Origin of the sequence: Serratia sp. H1w (genome assembly GCF_000633355.1) — a bacterium.
Classification (GTDB): domain Bacteria; phylum Pseudomonadota; class Gammaproteobacteria; order Enterobacterales; family Enterobacteriaceae; genus Chania.
Map to the genome: position 1 here is coordinate 1 of NZ_AYMQ01000117.1, position 23919 is coordinate 23919.

22 protein-coding genes and 1 pseudogene are annotated in these 23919 nt (G+C 52.9%); 9 read left to right on the forward strand and 14 right to left on the reverse strand.

The annotated features are described in order from the left end of the window. Positions 1-14: 14 nt before the first annotated feature. The 6 genes and pseudogenes from U869_RS0124900 to ygbI form a co-directional block, all read right to left on the reverse strand. A pseudogene (locus U869_RS0124900) lies at positions 15-962 on the reverse strand (hypothetical protein); the annotation flags it as partial. Next, complete coding sequence (locus U869_RS0124905; RefSeq protein WP_029988217.1) at positions 952-3435, reverse strand: fimbrial biogenesis outer membrane usher protein; 2484 nt, start codon at positions 3433-3435, stop codon at positions 952-954. The pseudogene U869_RS0124900 and the gene U869_RS0124905, both read right to left, overlap by 11 nt. A gap of 115 nt (positions 3436-3550) precedes the next feature. Beyond that, positions 3551-4219, reverse strand: a complete 669-nt coding sequence (locus U869_RS0124910) for a hypothetical protein (RefSeq protein ID WP_025122949.1) — start codon at positions 4217-4219, stop codon at positions 3551-3553. A 76-nt stretch (positions 4220-4295) separates the two neighbouring features. After that, the gene (locus U869_RS0124915) at positions 4296-4886 is read right to left on the reverse strand and encodes a common pilus major fimbrillin subunit EcpA (RefSeq protein WP_025122948.1); all 591 of its coding nucleotides are present in this window, start codon (positions 4884-4886) and stop codon (positions 4296-4298) included. Between the two features lie 671 nt (positions 4887-5557). Then, positions 5558-6352 (reverse strand): winged helix-turn-helix domain-containing protein, encoded by a 795-nt coding sequence (locus tag U869_RS0124920; protein ID WP_025122947.1) that lies wholly within the window; start codon positions 6350-6352, stop codon positions 5558-5560. Positions 6353-6790: 438 nt separating this feature from the next. Next, positions 6791-7555 (reverse strand): DNA-binding transcriptional repressor YgbI, encoded by a 765-nt coding sequence (gene ygbI / locus U869_RS0124925; protein WP_025122946.1) that lies wholly within the window; start codon positions 7553-7555, stop codon positions 6791-6793. A 263-nt stretch (positions 7556-7818) separates the two neighbouring features. Between ygbI and ltnD the strand changes: the two genes are divergently transcribed. The 6 genes from ltnD to U869_RS0124955 all read left to right on the forward strand — a co-directional run bounded on the left by ltnD (position 7819) and on the right by U869_RS0124955 (position 13520). Next, positions 7819-8730: an L-threonate dehydrogenase gene (ltnD, locus tag U869_RS0124930; protein WP_025122945.1), complete on the forward strand. Its 912-nt coding sequence runs from the start codon at positions 7819-7821 to the stop codon at positions 8728-8730. A 2-nt stretch (positions 8731-8732) separates the two neighbouring features. After that, positions 8733-9995, forward strand: a complete 1263-nt coding sequence (gene otnK, locus U869_RS0124935; RefSeq protein ID WP_025122944.1) for a 3-oxo-tetronate kinase — start codon at positions 8733-8735, stop codon at positions 9993-9995. Further along, positions 9992-10630, forward strand: coding sequence for a 3-oxo-tetronate 4-phosphate decarboxylase (otnC, locus tag U869_RS0124940; protein WP_029988215.1), 639 nt, complete (start codon positions 9992-9994; stop codon positions 10628-10630). The genes otnK and otnC overlap by 4 nt, the downstream gene beginning before the upstream one ends. A 3-nt stretch (positions 10631-10633) precedes the next feature. After that, complete coding sequence (locus tag U869_RS0124945; RefSeq protein ID WP_025122942.1) at positions 10634-11410, forward strand: HPr family phosphocarrier protein; 777 nt, start codon at positions 10634-10636, stop codon at positions 11408-11410. Positions 11411-11521: 111 nt separating this feature from the next. Next, the gene (locus tag U869_RS0124950; protein WP_025122941.1) at positions 11522-12892 is read left to right on the forward strand and encodes a GntP family transporter; all 1371 of its coding nucleotides are present in this window, start codon (positions 11522-11524) and stop codon (positions 12890-12892) included. A gap of 97 nt (positions 12893-12989) precedes the next feature. Then, on the forward strand, positions 12990-13520 hold the full coding sequence (locus U869_RS0124955; RefSeq protein WP_025122940.1) for a GNAT family N-acetyltransferase: 531 nt from the start codon (positions 12990-12992) through the stop codon (positions 13518-13520). On the opposite strand, the gene U869_RS32920 is transcribed toward U869_RS0124955, so the two are convergent. Together U869_RS32920 and U869_RS29670 are read right to left on the reverse strand one after the other, a co-directional pair. Next, entirely contained in the window at positions 13503-13799 is a 297-nt protein-coding gene (locus tag U869_RS32920; RefSeq protein WP_369795614.1) for a LysR substrate-binding domain-containing protein, read from the reverse strand. The two genes, U869_RS0124955 and U869_RS32920, sit on opposite strands and share 18 nt — an antisense overlap. Beyond that, positions 13796-14374, reverse strand: a complete 579-nt coding sequence (locus U869_RS29670; RefSeq protein WP_369795615.1) for a LysR family transcriptional regulator — start codon at positions 14372-14374, stop codon at positions 13796-13798. The genes U869_RS32920 and U869_RS29670 overlap by 4 nt, the downstream gene beginning before the upstream one ends. A gap of 92 nt (positions 14375-14466) precedes the next feature. On the opposite strand from U869_RS29670, the gene U869_RS0124965 reads away from it, so the two are divergent. After that, positions 14467-15468: a nitrilase family protein gene (locus U869_RS0124965; RefSeq protein ID WP_025122939.1), complete on the forward strand. Its 1002-nt coding sequence runs from the start codon at positions 14467-14469 to the stop codon at positions 15466-15468. Positions 15469-15610: 142 nt separating this feature from the next. Here U869_RS0124965 and ompX read toward each other — a convergent pair whose 3' ends face one another. Then, entirely contained in the window at positions 15611-16129 is a 519-nt protein-coding gene (gene ompX, locus U869_RS0124970; protein WP_025122938.1) for an outer membrane protein OmpX, read from the reverse strand. Between the two features lie 393 nt (positions 16130-16522). On the opposite strand from ompX, the gene rhtA reads away from it, so the two are divergent. Both rhtA and nanQ read left to right on the forward strand, forming a co-directional pair. Further along, positions 16523-17410, forward strand: a complete 888-nt coding sequence (gene rhtA, locus U869_RS0124975) for a threonine/homoserine exporter RhtA (protein WP_025122937.1) — start codon at positions 16523-16525, stop codon at positions 17408-17410. 143 nt (positions 17411-17553) lie between these two features. After that, positions 17554-18021, forward strand: coding sequence for an N-acetylneuraminate anomerase (gene nanQ, locus U869_RS0124980; protein WP_025122936.1), 468 nt, complete (start codon positions 17554-17556; stop codon positions 18019-18021). Positions 18022-18024: 3 nt separating this feature from the next. Here nanQ and U869_RS0124985 read toward each other — a convergent pair whose 3' ends face one another. From U869_RS0124985 to U869_RS0125005, 5 genes are all read right to left on the reverse strand, one after another. Beyond that, complete coding sequence (locus U869_RS0124985; protein ID WP_025122935.1) at positions 18025-18597, reverse strand: shikimate kinase; 573 nt, start codon at positions 18595-18597, stop codon at positions 18025-18027. Positions 18598-18663: 66 nt separating this feature from the next. Continuing rightward, a complete protein-coding gene (locus U869_RS0124990) occupies positions 18664-19626 on the reverse strand; it encodes an aminoimidazole riboside kinase (protein WP_025122934.1) in 963 nt (320 codons plus the stop codon). 23 nt (positions 19627-19649) lie between these two features. After that, positions 19650-20993, reverse strand: a complete 1344-nt coding sequence (locus tag U869_RS0124995; protein ID WP_025122933.1) for a carbohydrate porin — start codon at positions 20991-20993, stop codon at positions 19650-19652. A 217-nt stretch (positions 20994-21210) separates the two neighbouring features. Continuing rightward, positions 21211-22644 carry a glycoside hydrolase family 32 protein gene (locus U869_RS0125000; RefSeq protein WP_025122932.1) on the reverse strand — a complete coding sequence of 478 codons (1434 nt, stop codon included), beginning with the start codon at positions 22642-22644 and terminating at the stop codon, positions 21211-21213. A gap of 18 nt (positions 22645-22662) precedes the next feature. Beyond that, complete coding sequence (locus U869_RS0125005; RefSeq protein ID WP_025122931.1) at positions 22663-23904, reverse strand: MFS transporter; 1242 nt, start codon at positions 23902-23904, stop codon at positions 22663-22665. Positions 23905-23919 lie beyond the last annotated feature (15 nt).

The window sequence follows — 23919 nt, forward strand, 5'->3', positions numbered from 1 at the left end:
CTTCAATGATCACGGGTATAGTAGCTGCCAGTACCCGAGGTATTTTTCCAATTATTACCGTTCAAACTGAACTGCAGATCGGCCGCAGCAGCTGCCGATTCCAGTGCCGCATGGTTGATTGATGGGAAAATATGGATGGAGGTGTTGCTGACGCTGCCATCGGTTTGCAGATCGTAGCTGACCATTTTGCACATGATGCCGCTGCGGGCACCAATGGTCTGGTTCTTGCAGTCCGCATTACCTTCGCCGATGATCGGTATCCCATCACTGTTAACAAACACTTCCGATACCGCATTGGTATTAATAAAGCGCAGGTGGGCCGCCTTGCTGTGTGTCACATTACGCCGATACCAGGTACCACGAGCCTGATCCTGGCAACGCTCACCATTGCTGGCACTGTAAACAACGTTGGTTTGGCAACCGTTAATCTGCATGCTGAATGAATTGCCAGTGCCCATCTGCTTAAGGTACTGGTAAAAACTTGGGGACATCATCCCGTGCATCCATTTGGCACCACCGGAAGTGACCACCGCACCGTAGAACCCCTTCTCATCGGTCGTTTCTGGCAAAATCAGGCTGGTATCCATGTCACAACCGGCATACCAGTTAATACAGCGCAGGCCAAGGAACGGATTTTTAATCGGCGCATTTTCCAGCCACATATCAAAGCGGTTGTTAGCTGTCAGCCCATAGTTATAGCCATTATCGACGTAGCCCAGGCTCTGTTGGTAAATGGTACCCGAGCCGCCATATTTCAGCCCGGTCCATTTATTGGCACCGGTCATACGCGGATCAAGTCCCCCAGCCGGGGTAACAAAGAAGTCATCGTCCGCATTGTTCTCAACAAAGACAAACTTCATCGCCGCAGCATCGCCAAGATTGGTCGGGTTAACCGCCAGCGCCGAGCAACTGATCGTCAGCCCACCAATCAAGAGTGCCAAACCTGCGCATTTATCCTTCATTAGCCATTTCTCCTGTTTGATCGCGGTTGGCATAAGATTTCAGGCCGCGGCACACTACGTCACCAACCCAGACGGCACCTTGTGCCTTACTCAAATCCAGCGCTACCTCACAGGTTTTGTTCATGCTGTAGCTAAAATCGATCACCGGGAATTTCTTATCGACATCCATCACAAACTCTCCCTTGGCATCCGTGCGGGTTCGCCCGATGTGGTTGTTAATATTGGCGTGGGCCAACAACGTGCCATCCTCCGCCTTGATGCGGCCAAATACCGTCACCATCTGTTTGATTTGCGGTTCGATTACGGCCACGTTGCCAGGGTATAGCGTCAGGTTGCTTTTGCGTTTGGTGACGATATCGAAGCTTTCCGCCGAGTTCTTGTTGTTCATGAGTTCAACCACGTACTGGCCATACGGCGACAACGGCAGGTAGTTCTTGTCACCGGTCAGTTTGACGACGCGGCCATCCACGCGGGCAGTCAGCATGCCGTCGTTTTCCAGACCGGTATTGATAATAATTCCCGAGTTGCCTTCACTACGCCCGCTCGCCGCGATGTGCCGTCCCTGCCAGCCGACGCTGCCGTTGGCGGTCAGGCTGGTATTCACGTAACCATCTGCGGAACTGCTCACGTTGACCGTACCGGTGGAGTATTTAGTGTCAAAACGGGCATAAGCACCGCCATTAAAGCTGTTATCCCCGTTAGTATCTCCAGAGATGGCTCGTGACAGGTTGGCACCTACGGTACGGATCGGCCCATCGGCGATCTCTTTACGTGCCGCAATATTGGCCGTGGTATAGCCATTCTGATTGGAAACCCCGGCGCTGAACCAGTTGCCCAGCGGCAACGAGAAGTCGAGTGCGACATACTTACCGGTGTTGCCCCCAGAATTGCCATTGTTATAGCGCTGTACCCCGGCGCGTATTCCCAAGGTGCCGTAACGGCCAGTAAACAGGCTTTGGTAGTAATCGACGTTGTAATAATGACTGTCGTTTCTCTTGTCATCGTTGTAGCTCATGCTGAGTGTGCCGAGTTTGGGCACGATAGCGCCCAGATTCAACGAGCCGCCGATGGCCCGATTATGGGCATCGTTCTGACGTAACCGGCTACCAATCACCGTTTTTTCTTCGTTAGCCCATATCGTGCTGAAGCCGCCGGGCAGTGACGCACTCACGGTCGTGACCAGGCTCCAGGAGCTGTCTGTCGCCCCCATACTCTGCGTACTCACCTGGATAGTTTCGGTAATCGGTATGCTTAAGCGACCTTCCGCGACCGAAGTCCCGTCCAGCGAATAGCCGGACAACGCCCAGTTCAAACGAGATAAATTGCCCGCGGCAGAAGCCCCCAGCAAATAAGCGTCTTTAGCCTCACGGCGGCGTTGATTGTCACCACGCCACTCCTCCATACGTACCATACCGCCCCAGTATTGCCAGAACAGTGGCGCACCAGCGGCGTGAACCGGACTGTAGAGTTTATTCACGCGCTGGGTACGGCGATTAATCACCTGCCCATTAACCACCACCTCAACCTGCACATCGTAAATACCAAAGGGCAGATTGCCGGTATCCACCTCATGGTTACCCATGGCGAAATTCTGCACGCTGAGTAAGCGGCCATCGCGCGACAGGTGAACCTCACCGGCCGACGGGAAGAAGGCAACAATGGGAGTGAGCGATTGTGTGTTATCAAACACCGTCGAACTGGCCCGGTTACCATAAGACAGACCGTAGATTTTACTGGAGTTGATGGTAGTCACTGGCCCCAGCGACTGAAGGTTCCAACTGTCAAGCATGCCTGCGGCAAAGCGTCGCCCTGAAAAATCACGCTCATACATCAATTTATATAACGTGGAATCCTGGTTGCTGCTGCCAATGCCATAGATAGAGCCGTTCACTTCCACGTGATGCTCACGCAGAGAAGTGACGTTATTCAACGATAGGTAGCTGGAGGTGAAACCTTCACTGGCTTTGCTACGGTTGTCATAGACGCCCAGGTTATAGGTCAGAGTACTGCTGATGGCATCAACGCTCGACGCACCAATATCGCTGGAGCGCTCACGGAATACCGTGCCCATGGCCGATTCTTTCACCACTAATTGCAGGTTTAACTGGCGAAAGTCCAATGCCAGCCAGGCGTCATCCGACAACGCGATCTTCTGCTTGTCATCAAAATCAACGTTCTTGAGCGCATCGAGCTGCTTGGCGATCGCTGCCGTCAACTGTGCTCCACCGTCATTCTCTTCCAAAGTAATGTTACTGATTTTCAATTGGTTATTTTCGAGCAGTAATAACGCATGGCCAATTCGCTGATCGTCTTTCAGGCCGCTGTTCTTTTCAAAGTGCAGTAATAGCGGGATACTCATCCCCTCACGCAACGCCATGCTGAAAGTTTGCGGGATCAGCACACCGTCAACCTGGGTCAACCCGGCGGCGACGGCAGTCTGTCCAGGGATCATAACGGCAGGAATAACGCTCATTCCCACGGCTATCGAAATCTTGAGTAATGCACTATCCCGTGCTAGTTTCACGTCGAACTCCTTGAACTCTTATGCATCCCTTTACTGCAACATCCCGTAGCAGCCCAGCAGTGTCCTATTTGACTTGAATAAACTGCTCTCCATACCAAAGCGCTACGTGGCTTTTCTTATCGTTAATATCCACTTTGGACAGGCCACGATCCTTGCCTGGCATGACAAAGTAATTTTCCTTACAGTTGCTGCCTTCCTGTTTGTTTTTACACACGCCATAGGCCACCATTTTGAACGTGGCATTGCCGGTATTAGTGACTTTGTTATTGGCAAACTGATGGTTAAAATTAACCTGGCGCGGCGTCACCACCAAAATGGTGCCAATGCGTGCCGAGGTTGTGGCAACGCCATTGCGTTTAGCCGTATTCTGCCCCGCCTCCGTTAATGCCTGATCCAACCAGACAATACGGTAATAACGCTCTTGGTTATCTTCTGGCCCCTTGTAGTAAAAGCGGATCACATCCCGGGCGTTGGCTGGCATCATCAGGCTGGCAGGCGACAATAACATCTCATCTTTCGACCCCATCGGGATCACGGTGCCTGATTCTGTCGGGTTAGAAATCCGTTCTACTTTTATATTCACCAGACGGCCGTTATCCGTAGTATTTTTAATTTCTTTACTCAACGTCGCGGCATTGCTGGGCATAAAGGAACTGACTGCACCAACATCCAACGCAAAAGCGCTTGGGCACAAAGACAGCAACAGGGGAATAGAAAAATAGAAACGATTCATAGCGGTATTCCACAATCCATGGCAGACAAAAACAGGGGGTTTCCCCCCTGCTAGACGCATTACTCTGGAGAAACGATTATGCGGTAGTCCAGGTAGCGTTGAACTCTACGCTCACGTCACCGCTCCAGATACCTTCAGGCAGGGTGCTGAAGTCAGTCACAGCGGTGGTGCCATCGGTAGTTGCGCCGATGATGCTGAAGTTGAACTGGTCTTGCGCGCTGGTGCGGGCTGAGGTGTTATAAGCGCTAGACAATGCGCTCAGGTTTCCGCCCAAAACGCCAGCAGCGACGTCGATCATGGTAGTTTCAGTGGTTTTATCTACGACAGCACCATTGTAGCTAACACCCACGTCCAGGGTAGAACCTGAAGTGTCCAACTGAGTCAGCGTATTGGAAACCAGTTTAGAGGTCAGTTTAAAATCGGTTGCGGTTCCTTCGCCCTCGATAGTCACGTCGAACAGCCCTTTCTGGCTGTTGAAGCCTTTGATACCTTCAGCATACTGGAAAGACAGGCTGCCGATTGGCGTCACAACCAACTTGCTGGTGGTATCTTTCTTCGCGGTTGCAGACCAGGTAGCCATCGCTTGTGCGGTGACTTCAGCTGCCTGAGCGGTGCCTACTACTGCGAATGCAGAAACGATTGCCAGAGCCAGTGTGATTTTTTTCATGGTAAAACTCCCTAAGTTATAGATTTCTATAATTGTCCGTTAAATGTGCCGAGCGTCGTCATCCCCACTCACTCCGGTAACGCCAGTTGCTAGCGGGATAACATCAAGAACCGCCAGGTAACGAGAAGGTTCCCGTCGCCCTACTTGACGAGAAAAATCCCAACTCAAATTATCAGGAAAATAATCATTAACTAGTAAATGTGGAATGTTTAGTTTTAAATTCTATTTTTAATCTTTTTAAAAGCAATTTAAGGATATAAACTCCGGTTACATAAAGGTGTTAGCAGAATAGTCCTAGAGTGATTTGCGCTAAAATTAACCGCCATACCCCCAATATTATTCAGCCGCGTTTTGGCTATTGAAAAATTGCCATATGCTTGCCATATCGACCCTCACCCTAACCTTATCCTTTAGTGAGAGGGAGCCAGTTCGGCGTCATTGGCAGGTAATGTGGTGCTACGAAGGGCTCCGCATGCTCGCCCCTGTCGAGGCCAGGTGCAGGAGTTAATCTGTAGGAATTAGTGTCGTTGAAAGGTAACGTGGTACTGCGCAGGGGGTCACATGCTGGGCCTATGTTAAGGCCAGATACAGAAGAAAAAATGTAGCTCGTTCAGTCCCCTCTCCCAGTGGGAGAGGGTTAGGATGAAGGTGAGGGAACTGGCACCCGGTGATTAAAAGGAAGATTCACTTTCCAGACCCGCGCAAATTTCAATCTTATGCTCACGCAGGATCTTGCAACGGAGGAAAAACAGCCGTGAAATGCCGGAAATATACGACTTCACCTGATTGCCGCGCATCAGCAACAGGTATTCATCCGGCTGGCATTGGATTTTTTGCTTTGCCACCTGCATCAGCACATCATCGCTGAAGGTCGGATCAACCTGAACCGTGGAGTTCGACATAAATACCGCGCAGTTACCCGATTTGCCCAGATAACTCTCTTGCCGGATGTTCTGATTGAAGACATAGAGCGCAATACCGGCCAACACCACGCACACAAAACCCACCAGCCCCCAGCTATAACGCAAGCAACTCCGGGAAAACAGTCTGCCTAATGCAGCCGTTACCGGTACAGGGTCAGTGGTTGATTGAGGCGGTTCAGCTGCTAAGGCCGCCGTCCTCTTTTCATCTTCACAAGACTCGACCTGGATTTCGCTGTGTAGCATAAAACCCACCTTGGGAACCGTGACGATCACCTCGCCATCAATGCCCAACGCCTTGATCACCCGACGCAGCTTGCTCACGCACTGGTTGAGATTATTGTTGCTGGAGACCATGCCGTAATCATCCCAAACCTTTTTGAAGATCACTTCACGGCTCACGGCATCACCCTGGTAGGTGATCAGCAACTGTAGCAGGCGTTTGGATGGGTTGGAGATGGTAACAGAATCATCAAACAGATCGCTCAGACTCAGCGTTCCGGTATCAACATCAAAGATAATGCGGTCGTTAAATCTATATTTCATGTTATTCACGGCTTTCACAATAAAAACAGACAGCGCTGGCATCAATAGTTAATAAAATCATTAAATTATATTGAAGCAGCATACTTTCGTGAACGCTGTATATCCCTGGTAAAGAGACCGCGTGTAGCTATAATCAAGTTTTGGCATTTTTCCTTCTCCCTGGAATAAGAATTTTCTCATGACCAAAACAAAGGTTATAGAAACATGTTAGCTATTGATATATTGATTGGTGAAATTCCACAAGGTTAGATTTTTGTTTTGCTAAAAATAATTTTTAAGAGGAAAGTATCGTGGCGTTCACTACAAGCGTCTGTTTTAATGTAAAAATATCGCAGATTTAACACCCGCCAAGATCTTACCTTGCTGAAAAATAGAGAAATTTGGCGGGTATTGATAACTTTTGTCATTAAAAATCAACAGGTTTAGCGGGTTCTTAGCTCATTCCACCGCCGTAAGCAGCGTAATATTCGCCTGCATAATCGCCTCACGCGCCGCTTCTGGCAGATGATTATCGGTGATAATCACTTCAAATACCGTAATGGGCAACGCCAGATAGGTCGCCACCTTGCCGTACTTGGAGGTATCACTCAGCAAAATGCGCCGGCGGCTGGCCTCAACGATGGCTTTTTTTACCATTACCTTATCCTCGCTGGGCGTAGACAAACCGCGCATACTCCATGAGGAGGCAGAGATAAAGGCCAGATCGATAAACAGATTGCGCAACGCCTGAGCCGCCGCGGCCCCCACGCAGGAACGGTTTTCCCGGCATACCGTGCCGCCGGTATGGATCAGCTTGCACTGGCTATGTTCGAGCAAATAGGCGGCGATAACAAAATCGTTGGTGACTACGGTGATATCATCACGATCGCCGAGCTGGCGAGCCAGGGCCAACGTGGTGGTGCCTGCATCCAGATAAATGCAGCTGTTAGCCGGGATCTGCCGTGCCGCCAACTGCCCGATGGCGGCTTTCTGCTGGCTGAACATCCCTTCCTTATCCTGATGCGAAGGCTCAATCGCCACTCGCTCGGCCGACTGCACGCCACCGGAGACCGGCAAGACACTGCCCTGCTCCTCCAGCTTTTGCAGATCGCGCCGGATGGTCATGTGCGAGACACCCAGCCTTTCGGTCAGCTCAGCAATGCTGACTGCACCGCGCTCGGACACCAGCGCCAAAATTTGTTGGTGGCGTTCAACAGGTATCACAGTTCCCCCTTTTTTCAGACTGCGATGATAATAATTGTGATTTTACGTCAATTTTCGTGCTGCGGAAGCAAAGCTTTTCAGGCTGTGAAGCCGGTCATAATCATAAAAAACATTTAAAAGCATTGTGTTAGCAACGGTAACCGTTTTTACGCCCGTAAATTACATTGTTAATAATTGTGAAGACGATCACCGATATTGCCGCCAATAACGCTTACATTTAACACATCAAAACAAATAATCACTAAAATTAACAGAGGTACATCATGGCACAACCAGGAAACTATGCAGTTTGTATCGTCGGTTTGGGGTCTATGGGGATGGGTGCGGCCACATCATGCATCAATGCCGGGCTGACGACCTATGGCGTCGATCTCAATCCTCAGGCATTGGCCGCGCTACAGCAGGCTGGCGCCAAGCAGGCCGCCACCAGCGCAGCAGATTTTGCCGCCGATCTGGATGCGGTGCTGCTATTGGTGGTTAACGCCAACCAGGTAAAACAGATCCTGTTCGGCGATAACGGCCTGGCCGCACAGCTCAAACCCAATACGCCGGTGATGGTGTCCTCTACCATTGCGGCTGCCGATGCCAAAGAGATCGAACAGAAATTACAGGCTTATAACCTACCGATGCTTGATGCCCCGGTTTCCGGCGGTGCCGCCAAGGCAGCGGCTGGCGAAATGACCGTGATGGCTTCGGGTAGTGAGAGCACCTTTGCCCAGTTGCAACCGGTGCTGGATGCCGTCGCCGGGAAAGTGTATCGCATCGGCGACGAGATCGGCCTGGGCGCGACGGTAAAAATCATCCACCAATTGTTGGCGGGCGTACATATTGCCGCCGGTGCTGAAGCGATGGCGCTGGCCGCCCGCGCCGGTATCCCACTGGACGTAATGTACGATGTGGTCACCAACGCCGCAGGCAACTCCTGGATGTTTGAAAACCGCATGCGCCACGTCGTGGACGGTGACTACTCGCCAAAATCTGCGGTAGATATCTTCGTCAAGGATCTTGGGCTGGTGGCTGATACCGCCAAGGCGCTGCATTTCCCACTGCCATTGGCCTCTACGGCATTCAATATGTTCACTTCTGCCAGCAACGCCGGTTTCGGCAAAGAAGATGACAGCGCAGTGATCAAGATCTTCGCCGGGATCGAACTCCCCAAGAATAAGGAGCATTGATCATGTTACTCGGAGTGATTGCAGACGACTTTACCGGGGCCACCGATATCGCCAGTTTCCTGGTGGAAAACGGTTTGCCTACGGTCCAGCTCAATGGCGTACCGCAGGATGATACTCCTGTCGACTCGCAGGCGGTGGTGATCAGCCTGAAATCCCGCTCTTGCCCGGTTGACCAGGCGGTTGAGCAGTCATTGCAGGCGTTGGCCTGGTTACAACGCCAGGGCTGCCGCCAGTTCTATTTTAAATACTGTTCCACCTTCGACAGTACGGCCCAGGGCAATATCGGGCCGGTCACCGACGCCTTGCTCGATGCATTAGGTGAACAGCAAACGGTGATCTCTCCGGCACTGCCGGTGAATGGCCGCACGGTGTATCAGGGCTACCTGTTCGTCATGGATCAGTTGCTGTCAGAGTCTGGTATGCGTAACCATCCGGTGACACCAATGACCGACAGTAATCTGATGCGGCTGATGGAGGCGCAGGCCACCGGGCGCTGTGGGCTGGTCAACGCGGCAGAAATGGATCGTGGAGTCGCTGCGGTACAGGACAAACTGCAACGACTGGCACAACAGGGCATACGCTACGCAGTATTGGATACCCTCAATGAACAGCATCTGCTCACTCAGGGCGAAGCGCTGAAAACCATGAAGCTAGTCACCGGCGGTTCAGGGCTGGCGATCGGCATTGCCCGCCAATGGGCGCAGCCGGGCCAGCAAAAGGCCCAATCGGCTGGAGCGCCGCAGGGAGAGAAAGCCGTGGTGCTTTCCGGCTCCTGCTCCACCATGACCAACAAGCAGGTGGCACGCTATCGTCAACAGGCCCCAGCGCAAAGTATCGATGTTGCGCGCTGTATCAACGCAGACGACCGCAGTGCTTACGCAGCTGAGTTAAGTGGCTGGGTGGAGCAACAGTCCGCTAACACGCTGGCTCCATTATTGTACGCCACCGCCGAGCCGGAACAGTTGCATCAAACCCAGCAACAGTACGGTACCGAAGCCGCCAGCCTGGCGGTAGAAGCCCTGTTTGCCGAGGTGGTCAAACGCTTGCACCAACAGGGCTTCAGCCGCTTTATCGTGGCCGGTGGTGAAACCTCTGGCGTGGTCACCCAGGCATTAGGGATCCGTGGCTTCCATATCGGCCCTTGTATTTCACCAGGCGTGCCTTGGGTACGCGCTATCGAACAACCGGTATCACTGGCCCTGAAATCGGGAAATTTCGGCGATGAAAACTTTTTCGCCAGAGCACAAACGGAGTTTCCTGTATGACAATTAACGCTGACGCTGAACGGCTGGCAAGGGAAGAGATGGTAAGCCTGGGGGCTTCGTTCTTCCAGCGCGGTTACGCTACCGGTTCAGCGGGCAACCTTTCGCTGTTGTTGCCAGACGGAACGCTGCTGGCTACCCCTACCGGCTCTTGCCTGGGGGAGTTGCAGGCGGACAAACTGTCGAAAGTCAGCCTGAGCGGTGACTGGATCTCCGGCGACAAGCCTTCGAAAGAGATCAGTTTTCACCGCGCGCTGTACCAGCACAACCCGGCGTGCAAAGCGGTGGTCCATCTGCATTGCACCTATCTGACCGCACTTTCCTGTCTGCAAGGGCTGGATACGGAAAATGCCATCAAACCCTTCACCCCTTATGTGGTGATGCGCGTCGGTCAGGTGCCAGTCGTGCCTTACTACCGTCCCGGCGATCTGCGGCTGGCGGAAGACCTGGGCAAGCTGGCCCCGAGCTACAAGGCTTTCCTGTTGGCGAACCACGGGCCCGTGGTCACCGGCGAGAGCCTGCGGGAAGCCGCGAACAATACCGAAGAAATGGAAGATGCGGCCAAGCTGATTTTCACCCTCGGCAACCGCCCAATTCGCTATTTAACCGATGATGAAATTGCCGAGTTACGGAGCTGAACCATGCCTAAATTTGCAGCCAATTTATCAATGATGTTTACCGAGCACGCGTTTCTGGATCGTTTTGAGGCTGCCGCTGCAGCCGGATTTAAAGCGGTAGAATTCCTGTTCCCTTACGACTATCCCGCCGAGCAACTGGCGGAGAAACTGCAACAAAACGGCTTGCAGCAGGTGCTGTTCAATACCGCCCCGGGCGATATTGGCGCAGGCGAATGGGGGCTGGCGGCATTGCCGGGCCGCGAGCAGGATGCCCGTGCGGATATCGATCGTGCTCTGGCATACGCTATTGCCCTCAAGTGTCCTAACGTTCACGTGATGGCTGGCGTCGTGCCACCAGGGGAAGATATTGCCCGCTATCGGGAAACCTTTATCAGCAATATCCGTTACGCCGCCGACACCTTTGCTCCTCACGGCATCAAGGTGTTGATCGAAGCGCTCAGCCCACCGATCAAACCCAACTACCTGTTCTCCAGCCAGCATCAGGCGGCTGACTTGGTGGCCGCGATCGATCGCCCGAACGTGTTTATTCAGTTCGACTTCTTCCATGCACAGCTGGTGGACGGCAATATCGGCAATCTGATCGCAACGCTTGCCGGGCGCTATGCCCATATCCAAATCGCCTCAGTGCCAGACCGTAATGAACCGGATGACGGTGAACTGAATTATCCTTGGTTATTCGCCCAATTGGACAAGGTAGGTTACCAAGGCTGGATCGGTTGTGAATATAAACCCCGTGGGGAAACAACGGCGGGCCTGGGTTGGGTGAAACCTTACCTGTGATCTCGCGTTTGTAGCGTCAACACCAGTTTTCAACAACATAAAAATTAAACGCACCCGTATCGCCCAAGGGCGATCGCGGTGCCGGACTCTTACCTGAATAAAGGCTATGCTATGTCGACTTCTATGCTCCTGCTTATTGCCGTATTGGGTGTGGTGCTGCTCCTGCTGATGGTGATCAAGGCTAAAATTCAGCCGTTTGTCGCCCTGCTGGTGGTCAGCCTGCTGGTCGCGCTTGCCAGCGGAATACCCACCGGTGAAGTAATGAAAGTGATGACTGCCGGCATGGGCGGCGTACTCGGATCGGTGACGATTATCATCGGTCTGGGCGCCATGCTGGGCAGAATGATCGAACACTCTGGCGGTGCCGAATCGCTGGCACAACGTTTCAGCAAAGCCATGGGTCCGAAGCACACCATTGCGGCCCTGACGATTGCCGCATTTATCCTCGGCATCCCAGTATTCTTTGACGTCGGCTTTATTATCCTGGCCCCGATCATCTACGGTTTTGCCAAAGTCGCCAAAGTCTCGCCGGTGAAATTTGGCCTGCCGATGGCTGGGGTAATGTTAGCCGTTCACGTCGCGCTGCCGCCACACCCTGGCCCGGTAGCGGCTGCGGGGCTGCTGAATGCCGATATCGGCTGGCTGACCATTATCGGCCTGATCGTCTGTATCCCGGTCGGTATTATTGGCTACTTTGCCGCTAAATATCTCAACCGTAAAACCTATCCGCTTTCTATAGAAGTATTGGAACAGTTCCAACTTGCCGCACCGGAGCCGGCTCCGGAAGATAAGGCTCCTCTCAGTGATAGAATCAACCCACCGAGTGCCGGGTTGATTGCCGCGCTGATCGCTATTCCGATCGCTATCATCATGTTGGGTACCGTTTCAGCAACCCTGCTGGAGCCCGGTTCTGCATTGCGCGACCCGTTCTCGTTAATCGGCTCTCCGGCCGTTGCGCTGATGATTGCCCTGGGGCTGGCGTTCTATTTTCTGGCTATCCGCCGGGGTTGGACACTGCAACATACCAGCGACGTGATGGCAGGTGCATTGCCTACCGCAGCGGTGGTGATCCTGGTTACCGGTGCGGGCGGCGTGTTTGGCAAGGTGTTGGTTGAGTCCGGCGTAGGTAAAGCATTGGCAGATGTGCTGACCACGATTGGCCTGCCGCTGATCCCGGCCGCGTTTATCATCTCGCTGGCACTGCGTGCCTCGCAAGGCTCGGCTACCGTCGCCATCCTGACCACCGGTGGGCTATTGTCCGAAGCGGTTATCGGGCTTAACCCGATGCAGCTGGTACTGATCACGCTAGCCACCTGCTTCGGCGGCCTGGGGTTGTCCCACGTGAACGATTCCGGTTTCTGGATCGTTACTAAATACCTGGGCCTTTCGGTGGCCGATGGCCTGAAAACCTGGACGGTATTAACCACCCTGCTCGGGTTGAGTGGTTTTGCGTTTACCTGGCTGCTGTGGCTGGCAGTGTAAATTCCCGGTATTGCTTGAGCCAAAGCAGTTCGGCTACAGTAGTTGGCATCTGAGGCGTTGCTCCGGCAACGCCTTTCCCTTATTCAGGAAGAGAGCCATGACCCGCCATATCGCTGCCCCCACGTTGATCACCGAGCGCCTGATCTTGGACGCCCACCGGCTGGAAGATTTTGACGATTTGGCCGCCATGTGGGCCGATCCTGCGGTAGTACGCTATATCGGTAGCCTGCCACGCGACAAGGAAGACAGCTGGGGCCGCCTGTTGCGCTACATCGGCCATTGGCAATTACTGGGCTATGGTTACTGGGCCGTACGGGAGAAAAGCAGCGGTAACTATATTGGCGGAATTGGCTTCGCAGACTTTCACCGTGATATCCAACCCGCTCTCGACGTACCGGAAATGGGCTGGACGCTAGTCACCTCCGCCCATGGCAAAGGCTACGCCACCGAAGCGTTGAACGCCGCGCTGGTCTGGGCCAAAGATAATTTCCCGCAGGAGAAAGTCGTTTGTATCATCTCGCCGGAAAACCGCCCTTCGCTCGGCCTGGCAAAAAAAGTCGGCTTTGTGGCAAGCCACCGCAGCGAATACCACGGGTTACCCACGGTAGTGTTATACCGACCATTGTGAAGCCGGTGGCGAGCTGGTTACCCCCTGGACAAAATTATCCCGCAGCGCGTCAGGCCGCTGCGGATCCCAGGCCAATCCCACCTGCCACTGCGTCTGCTCGCCGCTTAACGGCAGAATATCGACCCCTGCCGGTGCAATAAACGCAATGCTTTGCGGCAACAGCGCCACACCAATTCCCGCCGCCACCAACGCCAACAAGGTTTGGATATCCTCCGCCTGCTGCACTACGTTGGCCCTCAGCCCTTGAACCGCAATAAAACGCAGCGCCTGTTCACTCAAACCACGCCCGCGCGAAGGTTCCAACTGCAACAAAGGGTAAAGCGGGAAGTCCGCCAACAGGTTCTCCGCCTGCAACGCCATGGTGCGCGGCGCGCGTTCAGCAAAGGCTGCGCCTGCAAAGGGGCTGGAATGGGCAAACGCACAAAACCCGCCTGTAACTTACCGGCCAACAGCAGCTGACATTGCCGCTCCGAAGGCAGGTCCTCCAGGCCAACCACCACCTGCGGAAAACGCTGACGAAAAGCCGCCACCAGCTGAGGTGCCAGATGAAAACTGGAAAGGCCAAAACCTAACGCCAGACGCCCGGCTTCTCCTTTTACCACCTGTAATTGGTACTGATGAAACTGTTCATGCTGGGTCAGTAATTCCCGCGCCCGAGGAAACAGCGCCTCACCGTTGGCCGTCAGCTGTGCTCCTTGGCGGCCTCGCTCAAACAGGCGGGTACCTAATTGCAGCTCGATGGCTTGAATTTGTTTGCTCAGCGCGGGTTGGGTGATGCACAGCCGCTCAGCGGCCAGGTGATAGCGCCCCAGTTCGGCCAATGCAACAAAAGCGCGTAATTGTCGATTATCCATTCCGTCAGGTTATCAAAAGAGGATTTTAATTGATTATACAGTAATCGATGCGGCTGCTGTAATTAGCGAACAAACCACTACAGGAGCTTACTATGACCACCCCCCTGCGTGCTGCGTCGGTACAATTTCAGCACCGCGCCAACGACAAGAACTATAACCTCGGCGTTATGGAAGACTTTATCGCCCAGGCTGCCGCTGACAACGTGCAAGTCCTCGCCTTCCCGGAGATGTGCATTACCGGTTACTGGCACGTGCGCCACCTGGCCGACAGCGAAATTACCGCGCTGGCCGAGCCTATCGCCACCAGCCCTTCGCTGGCGCGCATCCGCCCGCTGGCTGAGCAGTATCATATGGCCATCGGCGTTGGGCTGATTGAGCTGGGCGAAGACGGCCTGTTGTACAACTCTTATGCTGTCTGCCTGCCAGACGGCCAAACCCATGTTCACCGCAAGCTGCACCCGTTTGAGCATCAGCTGATAGCCAAAGGCGAAGACTTCACCGTGTTTGACACCCCCTGGGGCGTCCGTATGGGGATCCTGATCTGCTGGGACAACAATCTGGTGGAGAACGCACGCGCCACCACGCTGCTGGGTGCTGATATCCTGTTCGCCCCGCACCAGACAGGGGGAACGCATTCGCGCAGCCCGCATGGGATGAAGCCGATACCGCTAACGCAATGGCTGCAACGTAAAGAAAACCCGGCGGCGATCGAGGAGGCTTTTCGCGGTGAAAGTGGCCGTGGCTGGCTGCTGCGCTGGCTGCCTTCCCGCGCCCATGATAATGGCCTGTTTATTTTGTTCAGTAACGGCGTGGGGCGAGACGATGATGAAGTACGCACCGGCAATGCGATGATCCTGGATCCCTATGGTCGTATCCTGTCGGAAACCTGGGCGGCGCAGGACACGATGGTCACTGCCGATCTCGATTTGTCGCTCATCCCGATGAGCAGTGGGCGGCGCTGGATCCACGGCCGTCGGCCCGAGCTGTATAAGTTGCTTACCGAACCCCAGGGATACGAGCGCGATCCCCGCACCGCCCGCTTTTCATTGCAGCCAACCTCAGTAATGGGCAAGCCAGACAAATCAAAGAATTAACTGAACGGGCGCAGCATGCAGCGCCCCTACATTGCGATGTTGGACGTAGATAACAGGCAAAAAAAATCCGCCCCTAAAAGGCGGATTTTCATTGGCATGGCCAACCAGGCCATACGCTCACGCCCGAAGGCATGAGGAAATCTTAGAAGCGGTAACCTACACCAACGTTCCAGGTGCCAACGTCAACGCTGCGGATACGGCTCTGCTCGTAACCCACGTCCAGGGCAACCTGCTGCATTGGGTTGAACTGCAGACCAGCACCATAGCTGAAGCCATAGTCGCTGTTGCTGTTGTTGTCGCTACCGTCTTGAGCATTGGAAGTGAACTTACCATAGCCCACACCGATCACACCGTAGATGCTCGCCCAATCGTTGAAACGATAAGCAGGACCTGCAGTAATGGAGTTGTACTGTGCTTTGTTGTAGAAGCCGTCAGCAGAGTTGTTCTTTTCCAAGTGGGTGAAAGAACCGATCACGCCCAGCGGGCTGTTGTCGTACTCATAACGGTACTTCAGGTTGAAACCGTCGGCCTTGTTAGCAACACCTTGGAAATCACCCTGAGCATAGCCAGCGGATACGGTGCTCTCACCAGCAAATGCGGTACCTGCTGTTACGGCCAATACACAAGCTGCTACTGCGGAAAGACATGCAATTTTTTTCATAACCACCTCAAACGCGTTTTATTATTAAAGTGCTTCAATTTCTCATACATTGAAAATATAGCAAAAATTAGCGTGAAACTCTGCCTTTAAAAGAGTGTCTAAATCTTTATATCGTGTAACAGGAGATTTCAAGAACACTCTATCATACTAATTTTCCTATCCTTTCGGCGCATTCTACCCTTTTTTGTGACGCCAATCACCTATCTGATATCCAGAATACTCTTAAAAAAATCGCACTTATTGGTCATCTGAGCCAGGTTGGCGCATATTTTTGACAGATTCATCGCGTCCCCCCGTTTTTCGTCAACACCTTGCTGCCAATTCCTTTACACTGGGCAACACCTGTACCCCATACCTTCCCAGACGCTGGGGAGTTCCATAAGGCCAGAAAGGATGTCTTCGTCTGTCACCACCAAAGCGTCTTCCACGCTGGTGCCCGTATGTTTACTGATCATTGCCATGATCTCGATCCAGAGCGGGGCTTCATTAGCCAAGAGCCTGTTCCCGCTGGTCGGCGCCGAAGGGATCACCACCCTGCGCCTGAGTATCGGTACGCTGATCCTGTTTATCATTTTCCGCCCGTGGCGCATGCGCTTTGCCGCCGGTAGCCGGTTGCCATTGCTGATCTATGGCCTGTCACTGGGGGCAATGAACTACCTGTTTTATCTTTCCTTACGCACGGTGCCGCTGGGTATTGCGGTGGCGCTGGAGTTTACCGGCCCGCTGGCGGTGGCGATGTTCTCTTCCCGCCGCCCGATCGATTTCCTCTGGGTGGCACTGGCGATTGCCGGTTTATGGTTCCTGCTGCCGCTTGGCCACGATATGGGCAGCATCGATCCCGTGGGGGCTGCCTGTGCGTTGGGTGCCGGTGCCTGTTGGGCGATATATATTATTTTCGGCCAGAAGGCCGGAGGAGATCACGGGCCGGGCACCGTCGCCGTCGGCTCATTGATCGCCGCTATCGTGTTCTGCCCGATCGGTGCCTGGCAAGCCGGCAGTGCGCTATTGAACGTGGATATTCTACCGGTGGCGTTGGCCGTTGCGGTGCTTTCTACCGCGTTGCCCTACTCGTTGGAAATTATCGCGTTACCCAAAATTCCCGCCCGTACCTTTGGCACCCTGATGAGTCTGGAACCGGCGATGGCCGCCCTTTCCGGCATGATTTTCCTCAACGAACATCTAAACCAAACGCAATGGCTAGCGCTGGCCGCCATCATTACCGCGTCAATGGGAGCCACGTTGACCATCAAACCCAAACCGCAGGTTGAAAGCCTCACCTGATCCCGTTGGCGCCTGGCGGAAATACCCCGGCGCCACGCTTAGAATGTTGCATGATTGCAAGCCAGTTAACTTTTTTCCTTAGTCATAATAGACATACTCATAGCAGGTGTTTTTGGGTATCCATTATATAAGGGAGAATCAGGATGATATTTGGCAGTTTGTACAACCCCCGCTTCGGACGTGGCCTCTCACCCGCTTTAGCCAACATCCTCAATACCGTGCGTCAGTATGATTTACCCGGGCTGCCGTTGGGACGCCATGAGATCGATGGCGATCGGGTGTTTATGAACGTGATGGAACTGATGACGGAACCGGCTGAAAGCAAACGCGCCGAGCTGCACCAGGAATATCTGGATATCCAGATCCTTATCGGTGGTGAAGAGCGGATCGATTTTGGCCTGCCAGACAGTTGGGAAAGCAGCGATCATTACGATGAAAGCAAAGATCTGCAATGGCTGGATATCAAACGCAATCCACAAACCCTGAATCTGACGCCGGGTATGTACGCGATCTTCTTCCCGCTGGAGCCACACAAGCCCGGTTGCCAGCTTGCCGAGCCGAAACACATCAAGAAAGTGGTGGTAAAAGTTCACTACGATCTGCTGATCTAACCCTTATGGAGCCGGTTGACCGATCGGCTCGTTTCCTGTTGCCTCTGGCAAGTTAGCCAAAAAAGCGGCCGTTTCTGCCGGAGAGCGCAGCTGAATAAAGCGGATATGGCGATTGTCCGCATTTTGCTGTTCTGCCAGATATTTTTTGCGGTTTTGCCGATAGGTTTTTATCGTCCACCAAATGATCGACTCACGACTAAAAAATGAACGACCATAGCTTTCAACATTGCCGGTGCCAGGCCATAACTCAGTTTTGTGCCAGGCACGCACTGCCGCTCGGCGTATCGCCTGATACAAGGTGCGACAAAACCCGTAATCAACCCAGACAACCCAATCAACATCGCGCCACTTGACGGCTTTGGTCCGCTTGTAGTTGCCATCCAATACCCAACCCGCAGGGGCAGATACCAGAGCTTGTTCAACCTGTTGCAGGAACTCCTCATCCGCGGCATTTTGCCAGTTCGGCCGCCAGTAAAGCTTATCCATCTCGATGTAAGGCACGGCCAGTTTGTGTGCCAATTGACGGGCAACGGTGCTTTTACCGCTGCCACTGGTGCCCACCACATTAACTTTCATGTTTTTCGTCGATATCCATTTTAACTGACTTATAGACACCTTATATTACAATAAGTCGACTGTATTTCACCCATCAAGGTTTATAGCATTAACCTTAAATGTCAGTCCATGCGCAGATTCTATAAAACTTTTGACCCCCTCCACATCGGGTAATGCGGATAAAGCTCCTTTTTGTGTCGTCGCCAACGCGCCACAGGCGCTGGCTTGCGTTAAAGCTAATTTCAATTGTTCAAAATCCTGCAAACCATTTCCGAGAGCGATATTTGCCAACAGCCCAGCAATAAAGGCATCGCCGGCCCCCGTCGTATCTAAACTGTTCACCCTGTACGAGTCTACGTGTATGGCCATGTCTTGCCATAAGACGATAGCCCCTTGGATACCACGGGTAACAATTTTAAGACTGGATGGAAAGCGCTTTACTATTTCCAATGCGCTTTCAAAATGCGTAGTTCCGGTTATCCAATATAATTCGTCTTCTGAGAGCTTTAAAATATCGGACTGATTAGCAAATTGAGTTATCGTTGTCAGCATCTCCTGCGGGTTTTCCCACATTCCCTCCCGCAGGTTGACATCAAAGCTCAGGATGCCACCGCGTTGCTTGACTAAACTTATCGCCTTGGCCAAGGTCCCCCGGCTCTCCTTGGCAACCAGAGCCAACGAACAGAAGTGCACTATATCATCCCCAAAATCGGGTAGGTTTTTAGAGGACAAGAACTGGTCGGCAGAGGGATTAACCAGGAATGTAAAACTGCGATCGCCCTCATTCCCCAGCGCGACCAGCACGGTACTGGTATGATATTGTTCATCAAATTGTATATATTGTGTTTCGACTCCCTCAGAAGAAAGTATTTGCTGGAGAAAGAGGCCAAATGGGTCATCACCGACTCTACCAATAAAACCACAATCACACCCCAAACGAGCCGCACCCACTGCAACATTTAACGGCGCGCCACCGGCACAAGCTTTATATTGCATATCTGATTGGGGTAATAAATCGATTACCGCATCGCCAACTGTCCACAGTTTCATAGTGTTTCCTTAACCATCCAATTTTAGAATAAATACTTAAAACGTAATCTCATGCCATAGCGCATATCAGTGTCACCTGGGTTTATCGTCGAAGCATCCAGCCAGGAAGCATAAGCCCCGAGGTAGCTATTAAAGTTCGGCATATCCATAATATTCGGCAACTGCCAGGAGGTATGAATGGTGTGGATATCGTAAGTTCCTGGCGTCAAAATCGCGCAATCGCCGTCGCATTCAGCATACACACTGCTCATATTGAAACGGTCGATTTTGTTATGCGCGTAGATATAGCCCAGCTCAACGCGATGCCATAGCGCATTGATACCGGCGCTGAAGTTCTTTTCATCCGTCGCATCAAGATAGGCGGTGCTCAGGTTCACCACCGCCCCGTTCTGCACATCGGTTTTCAGCGTGTTCCAGCTCATGGTCATCCCGTAGCCGGTACGGCTGGACTGGTCAACCCAAAGGCCCTGCTGATTCTGATAGCCGTAGGCATTATTAACGAGGTTGCTCTCCAGCGCTGCAGCCACCGACCACTCACCGGATTGCCACGCGGCCACGGGGCGCACGTAAACCACGTTTTTACGGCTATCCAGTGCGTTGCCGTGATAGTTCTGGTCGACAAACAGCGAACTGCCGTCCTCCACCAGCGTATTCACTTCAAAATACCAGTTATCCAGTGTTTTACTGAGCAGGAAGCTGCCTCCGCTGCTACTGCGCCCGCGCCCCTCTTTCATCATGTAAATGTAACCATAGCCGTCGGAATACAGGTCGTTGGCCGTATTGCCAGAATATTCAATAAAGGTATCCTGATTAAGCGGAAACATATCAAAGGCCTCAAAACGCCCTATTTTAATCTGCCAGTCATCCTGCTGGCCGAAGAAAAATGCCGCATCATCAAGATTCATTTTGCCATTCATATCCGCAAGCGGCTGTACGCTGAAACCGGCATAGTCCCCATTCAACCCGTTACGTAATCCATCAAAGCCAAGCAGTATACGTCCGTTAATATCCCAGCGTTCTTTATTACCCGGCGCCCAGTTTTTATTAGCGCTGGTTTTCAACGAGGTCAGACTGCCGCTACGACTAGCGCCATCCATATTAAACTCAACGTCACCATAGAATTTTAATTCGCCATAGTTATTAAGCCGTAATGCCGGTTCGGTCGGTGTCACGCTGGCCACCGTTACCGGTGTATCCTGCTGTTTCAGCGCACGAATCTCCGTCTCCGCTCGAACGGCCCGCTGCTCGGTCTCTTTCAACCGCTGTTCCAGGTGCGCCAAACGCTCCTCGATGGATTGAGGTGCTTGGGCGCTAGCACAAGCGCTGGCTAAAAACGTGAGTAAACAGCCGACCCGGGCTTTGTTGATATTTAAATCGTTATTATTTTTCATCATTAATCCATTATTATTTTAATTAATGTGTCATTTATATTTATGGGTAAACTCGATGATGATGACAATAATCACCCATCCGTCATGACAAACGGGTTATTAACACATTTAAAACCTATTTTTTAAATCGTTCGGGATGCGGCACCAGCATGCTGCAATACTTTATTTACCACATCCCTGACAGATAAATAGATTATTCGAGCTGCCAGGCTCCCGCCTCGGATAGGGAAACCGAACCACTCCAGGCAAATAGCATTAACTCACGGCGCGCAGCGTCCGGGTAAATACGGCTGCTGAGGCACGCTTCGCCATCATTAGCAAAAACTTCCACGGAAGAGCTATCAAAGAACAACCGCAGTTTCAGCGATGCTCCGGCTGTCAGCGGTACGCTTCGTACCCCGCACAGGCCATACTGCGGATAACGGCGCTCCAGCACCAGACGCTGCATCTGCGCATCAACATAAACGCGCAGCCCCTCGCCAAAGCTGATGCCATATTGTTCTGCGCTGCTGTTAGCACAATCCCAATTTAGGATCACCTCCATCGTTTCGCAGTTTTTCACCATCGTGGTCTGCTGATTTTTCAACGTACTCACTGGCCACGGGAACCATGCACCGCGTAAACCCTCTACCTCTTTGGCCGGACGTATTTGCAAACGGTTATCTGCGCCAAGGCTCAATTCGCGCGGCAGGGAGAGCATTCCCGCCCAGCCATCTTGCTGTTCGGGCAACGGCGATTCCCACATATCCAGCCAGCCGATAACGATGCGGCGGCCATCGGGAGTCAGGAAGCTTTGCGGGGCATAAAAATCGTGGCCGTGGTCGATTTCAATAAACTCGCTTTGGCGAACAAAAGGTTGCCCCGGCTGCCATTCACCAAGCAGATAGCCGCTTTGGAACAGGTTACGGTTGTTGAAACCTTCAGCCGCCATCCCCTGAGGAGAAAACATCAGGATGCGTCTATCCTCGAGGGTGAAGAAGTCCGGGCACTCCCACATATAACCCATCTCTTTTTCCGCCTCATCAAGGACTCCGGCATCGTGCCACTGATGCAGGTCGGCGGAACGATACAGGCGCACCTGGCCGGTCTCACCATCGCGAGCGCCGACTATCATGTACCAGCTATCCCCTTCACGCCACACCTTCGGGTCGCGGAAATGGTGCAGACCCGGCGGAGTATCCACCACGATCCCCTGACGTTCGAAGCAGACCCCGTCACGGCTAGTCGCAAGACACTGCACCTGATAAAGGTTAGCCTCATCGCTGGCGTCGCCATGGAACTTATGCCCGGTATAAATCAATGCCAGGGTGTCGCCATCAACAACCGCCGAACCAGAGAAGCAGCCGTCTTTATCTTCCGGACCTTCCGGGGCCAATGCGATCGGCAGGTGCTCCCAATGAACCAGGTCTTTACTGCGCGCATGGCCCCAGTGCATCGGTCCCCACTGCGTGGAATACGGATGATGCTGGTAAAAAGCGTGATACCAACCGTCAAACCAGACCAGACCGTTCGGATCGTTAATCCAGCCCGCACGCGCAGCAAGATGGTAGCGCGGATACCAACGCAAGTTCAGCGTTTCACGTTTAGCCTGCAGTTCCTGTTCAGCCTTGGATATTGAATACGTCATAGTATTTACTCTTTTCAATCATATAGCGGAAGGTTGCGACATCAGAGGATCTGAAGATAACCGACTGGAACGCAACAGGAAGATGGAGATAAAGGTGGTGCAGAACACCAGCAATCCCATAATCAGATAGGACTGGGCAAAGCCGTATTTTTCGTAGCTATAACCTGCCAGCGGCGACAGCACCGAAGCAATAACCGAACTGGTGCAGGCGAACCCCACCAGATAGAGTGTGGCGGACAAGCGTTTGTCGAAATTCAAGCTGTTGTATTTAAAGATAGCGACCAGCAGGATCGGCAGCTCTACCGCGTGCAACAGTTTAGTGATGGAAATCAGCAGCGGCCCCTCCACCAGCCCGGAGGCAACCATACGCAACGCCATCACCATCCCGGCGAAAATCAGGCCATTTTTCGCACCGATGCGGTTAACTAACCACGGGGCGCAGAACATCCCGGCAGCTTCGAGGAACACCTGGAACGAGTTGAGATAACCATACATGGCGTTGCCTTCCTGCAACGTGGCGAATTGTGAAGAGAAGTAAACCGGGAACTGCTGATCGTAAACGCCGTAAATACAGGTTCCGATGACGAAAAACACCAGTGCCCAGAAGCGTGGCAGAGTCAGCAGACGCAGTACGTCATCCAACTTCACTTTGCCACCAGACACCGCCTCCTGCATCGCATGCGGTGCAGAAGACACCCGCAGCCGTGCCAGAAGGATAAAGAACACCAGACCGGCACAGCTGGAGACCGCGAAGTTTAGTTTCGGATTGATGTTAAATAGAAGTCCGGCGAAGAAGGTCGCCACCGCCCAGCCCAGCGATCCCCACATCCGTGCCTTGCCGAATTCGAACTGACTCTGGCGCGCCACGCGTTCGGTATACGATTCCAGTACGCCGATACCGCCGTTAAAGGTGATACCGATATAAATCCCACCGAAGATACTTCCGAGCAAGATATTGATTTGTAGCAGATAACTAAACAACAAATAGGCAGGCCCGGAAAGGATTAACAGCCCGGTGAGGTACCAGAGCAGGTTTTTCCGCAGGCCAAGTTTATCCTGGATAAAGCCGTAGCAGATTTGCGCCAGTAACGCGGAGACAGACAACACCGCGTAGATAATGCCGGTATCTCCCGCTTTCAGCCCCACTTCCTGGTGCAGCCAGATAGAGAGTAAAGAACCCGTAGAGGACCAGGACACGAAAAAGAAGAACAGTAATGCACTGAGTAGTGGGTAGCTATGAGAGTGATGCGCTTTCATGATGGCATTCTCGTGTTG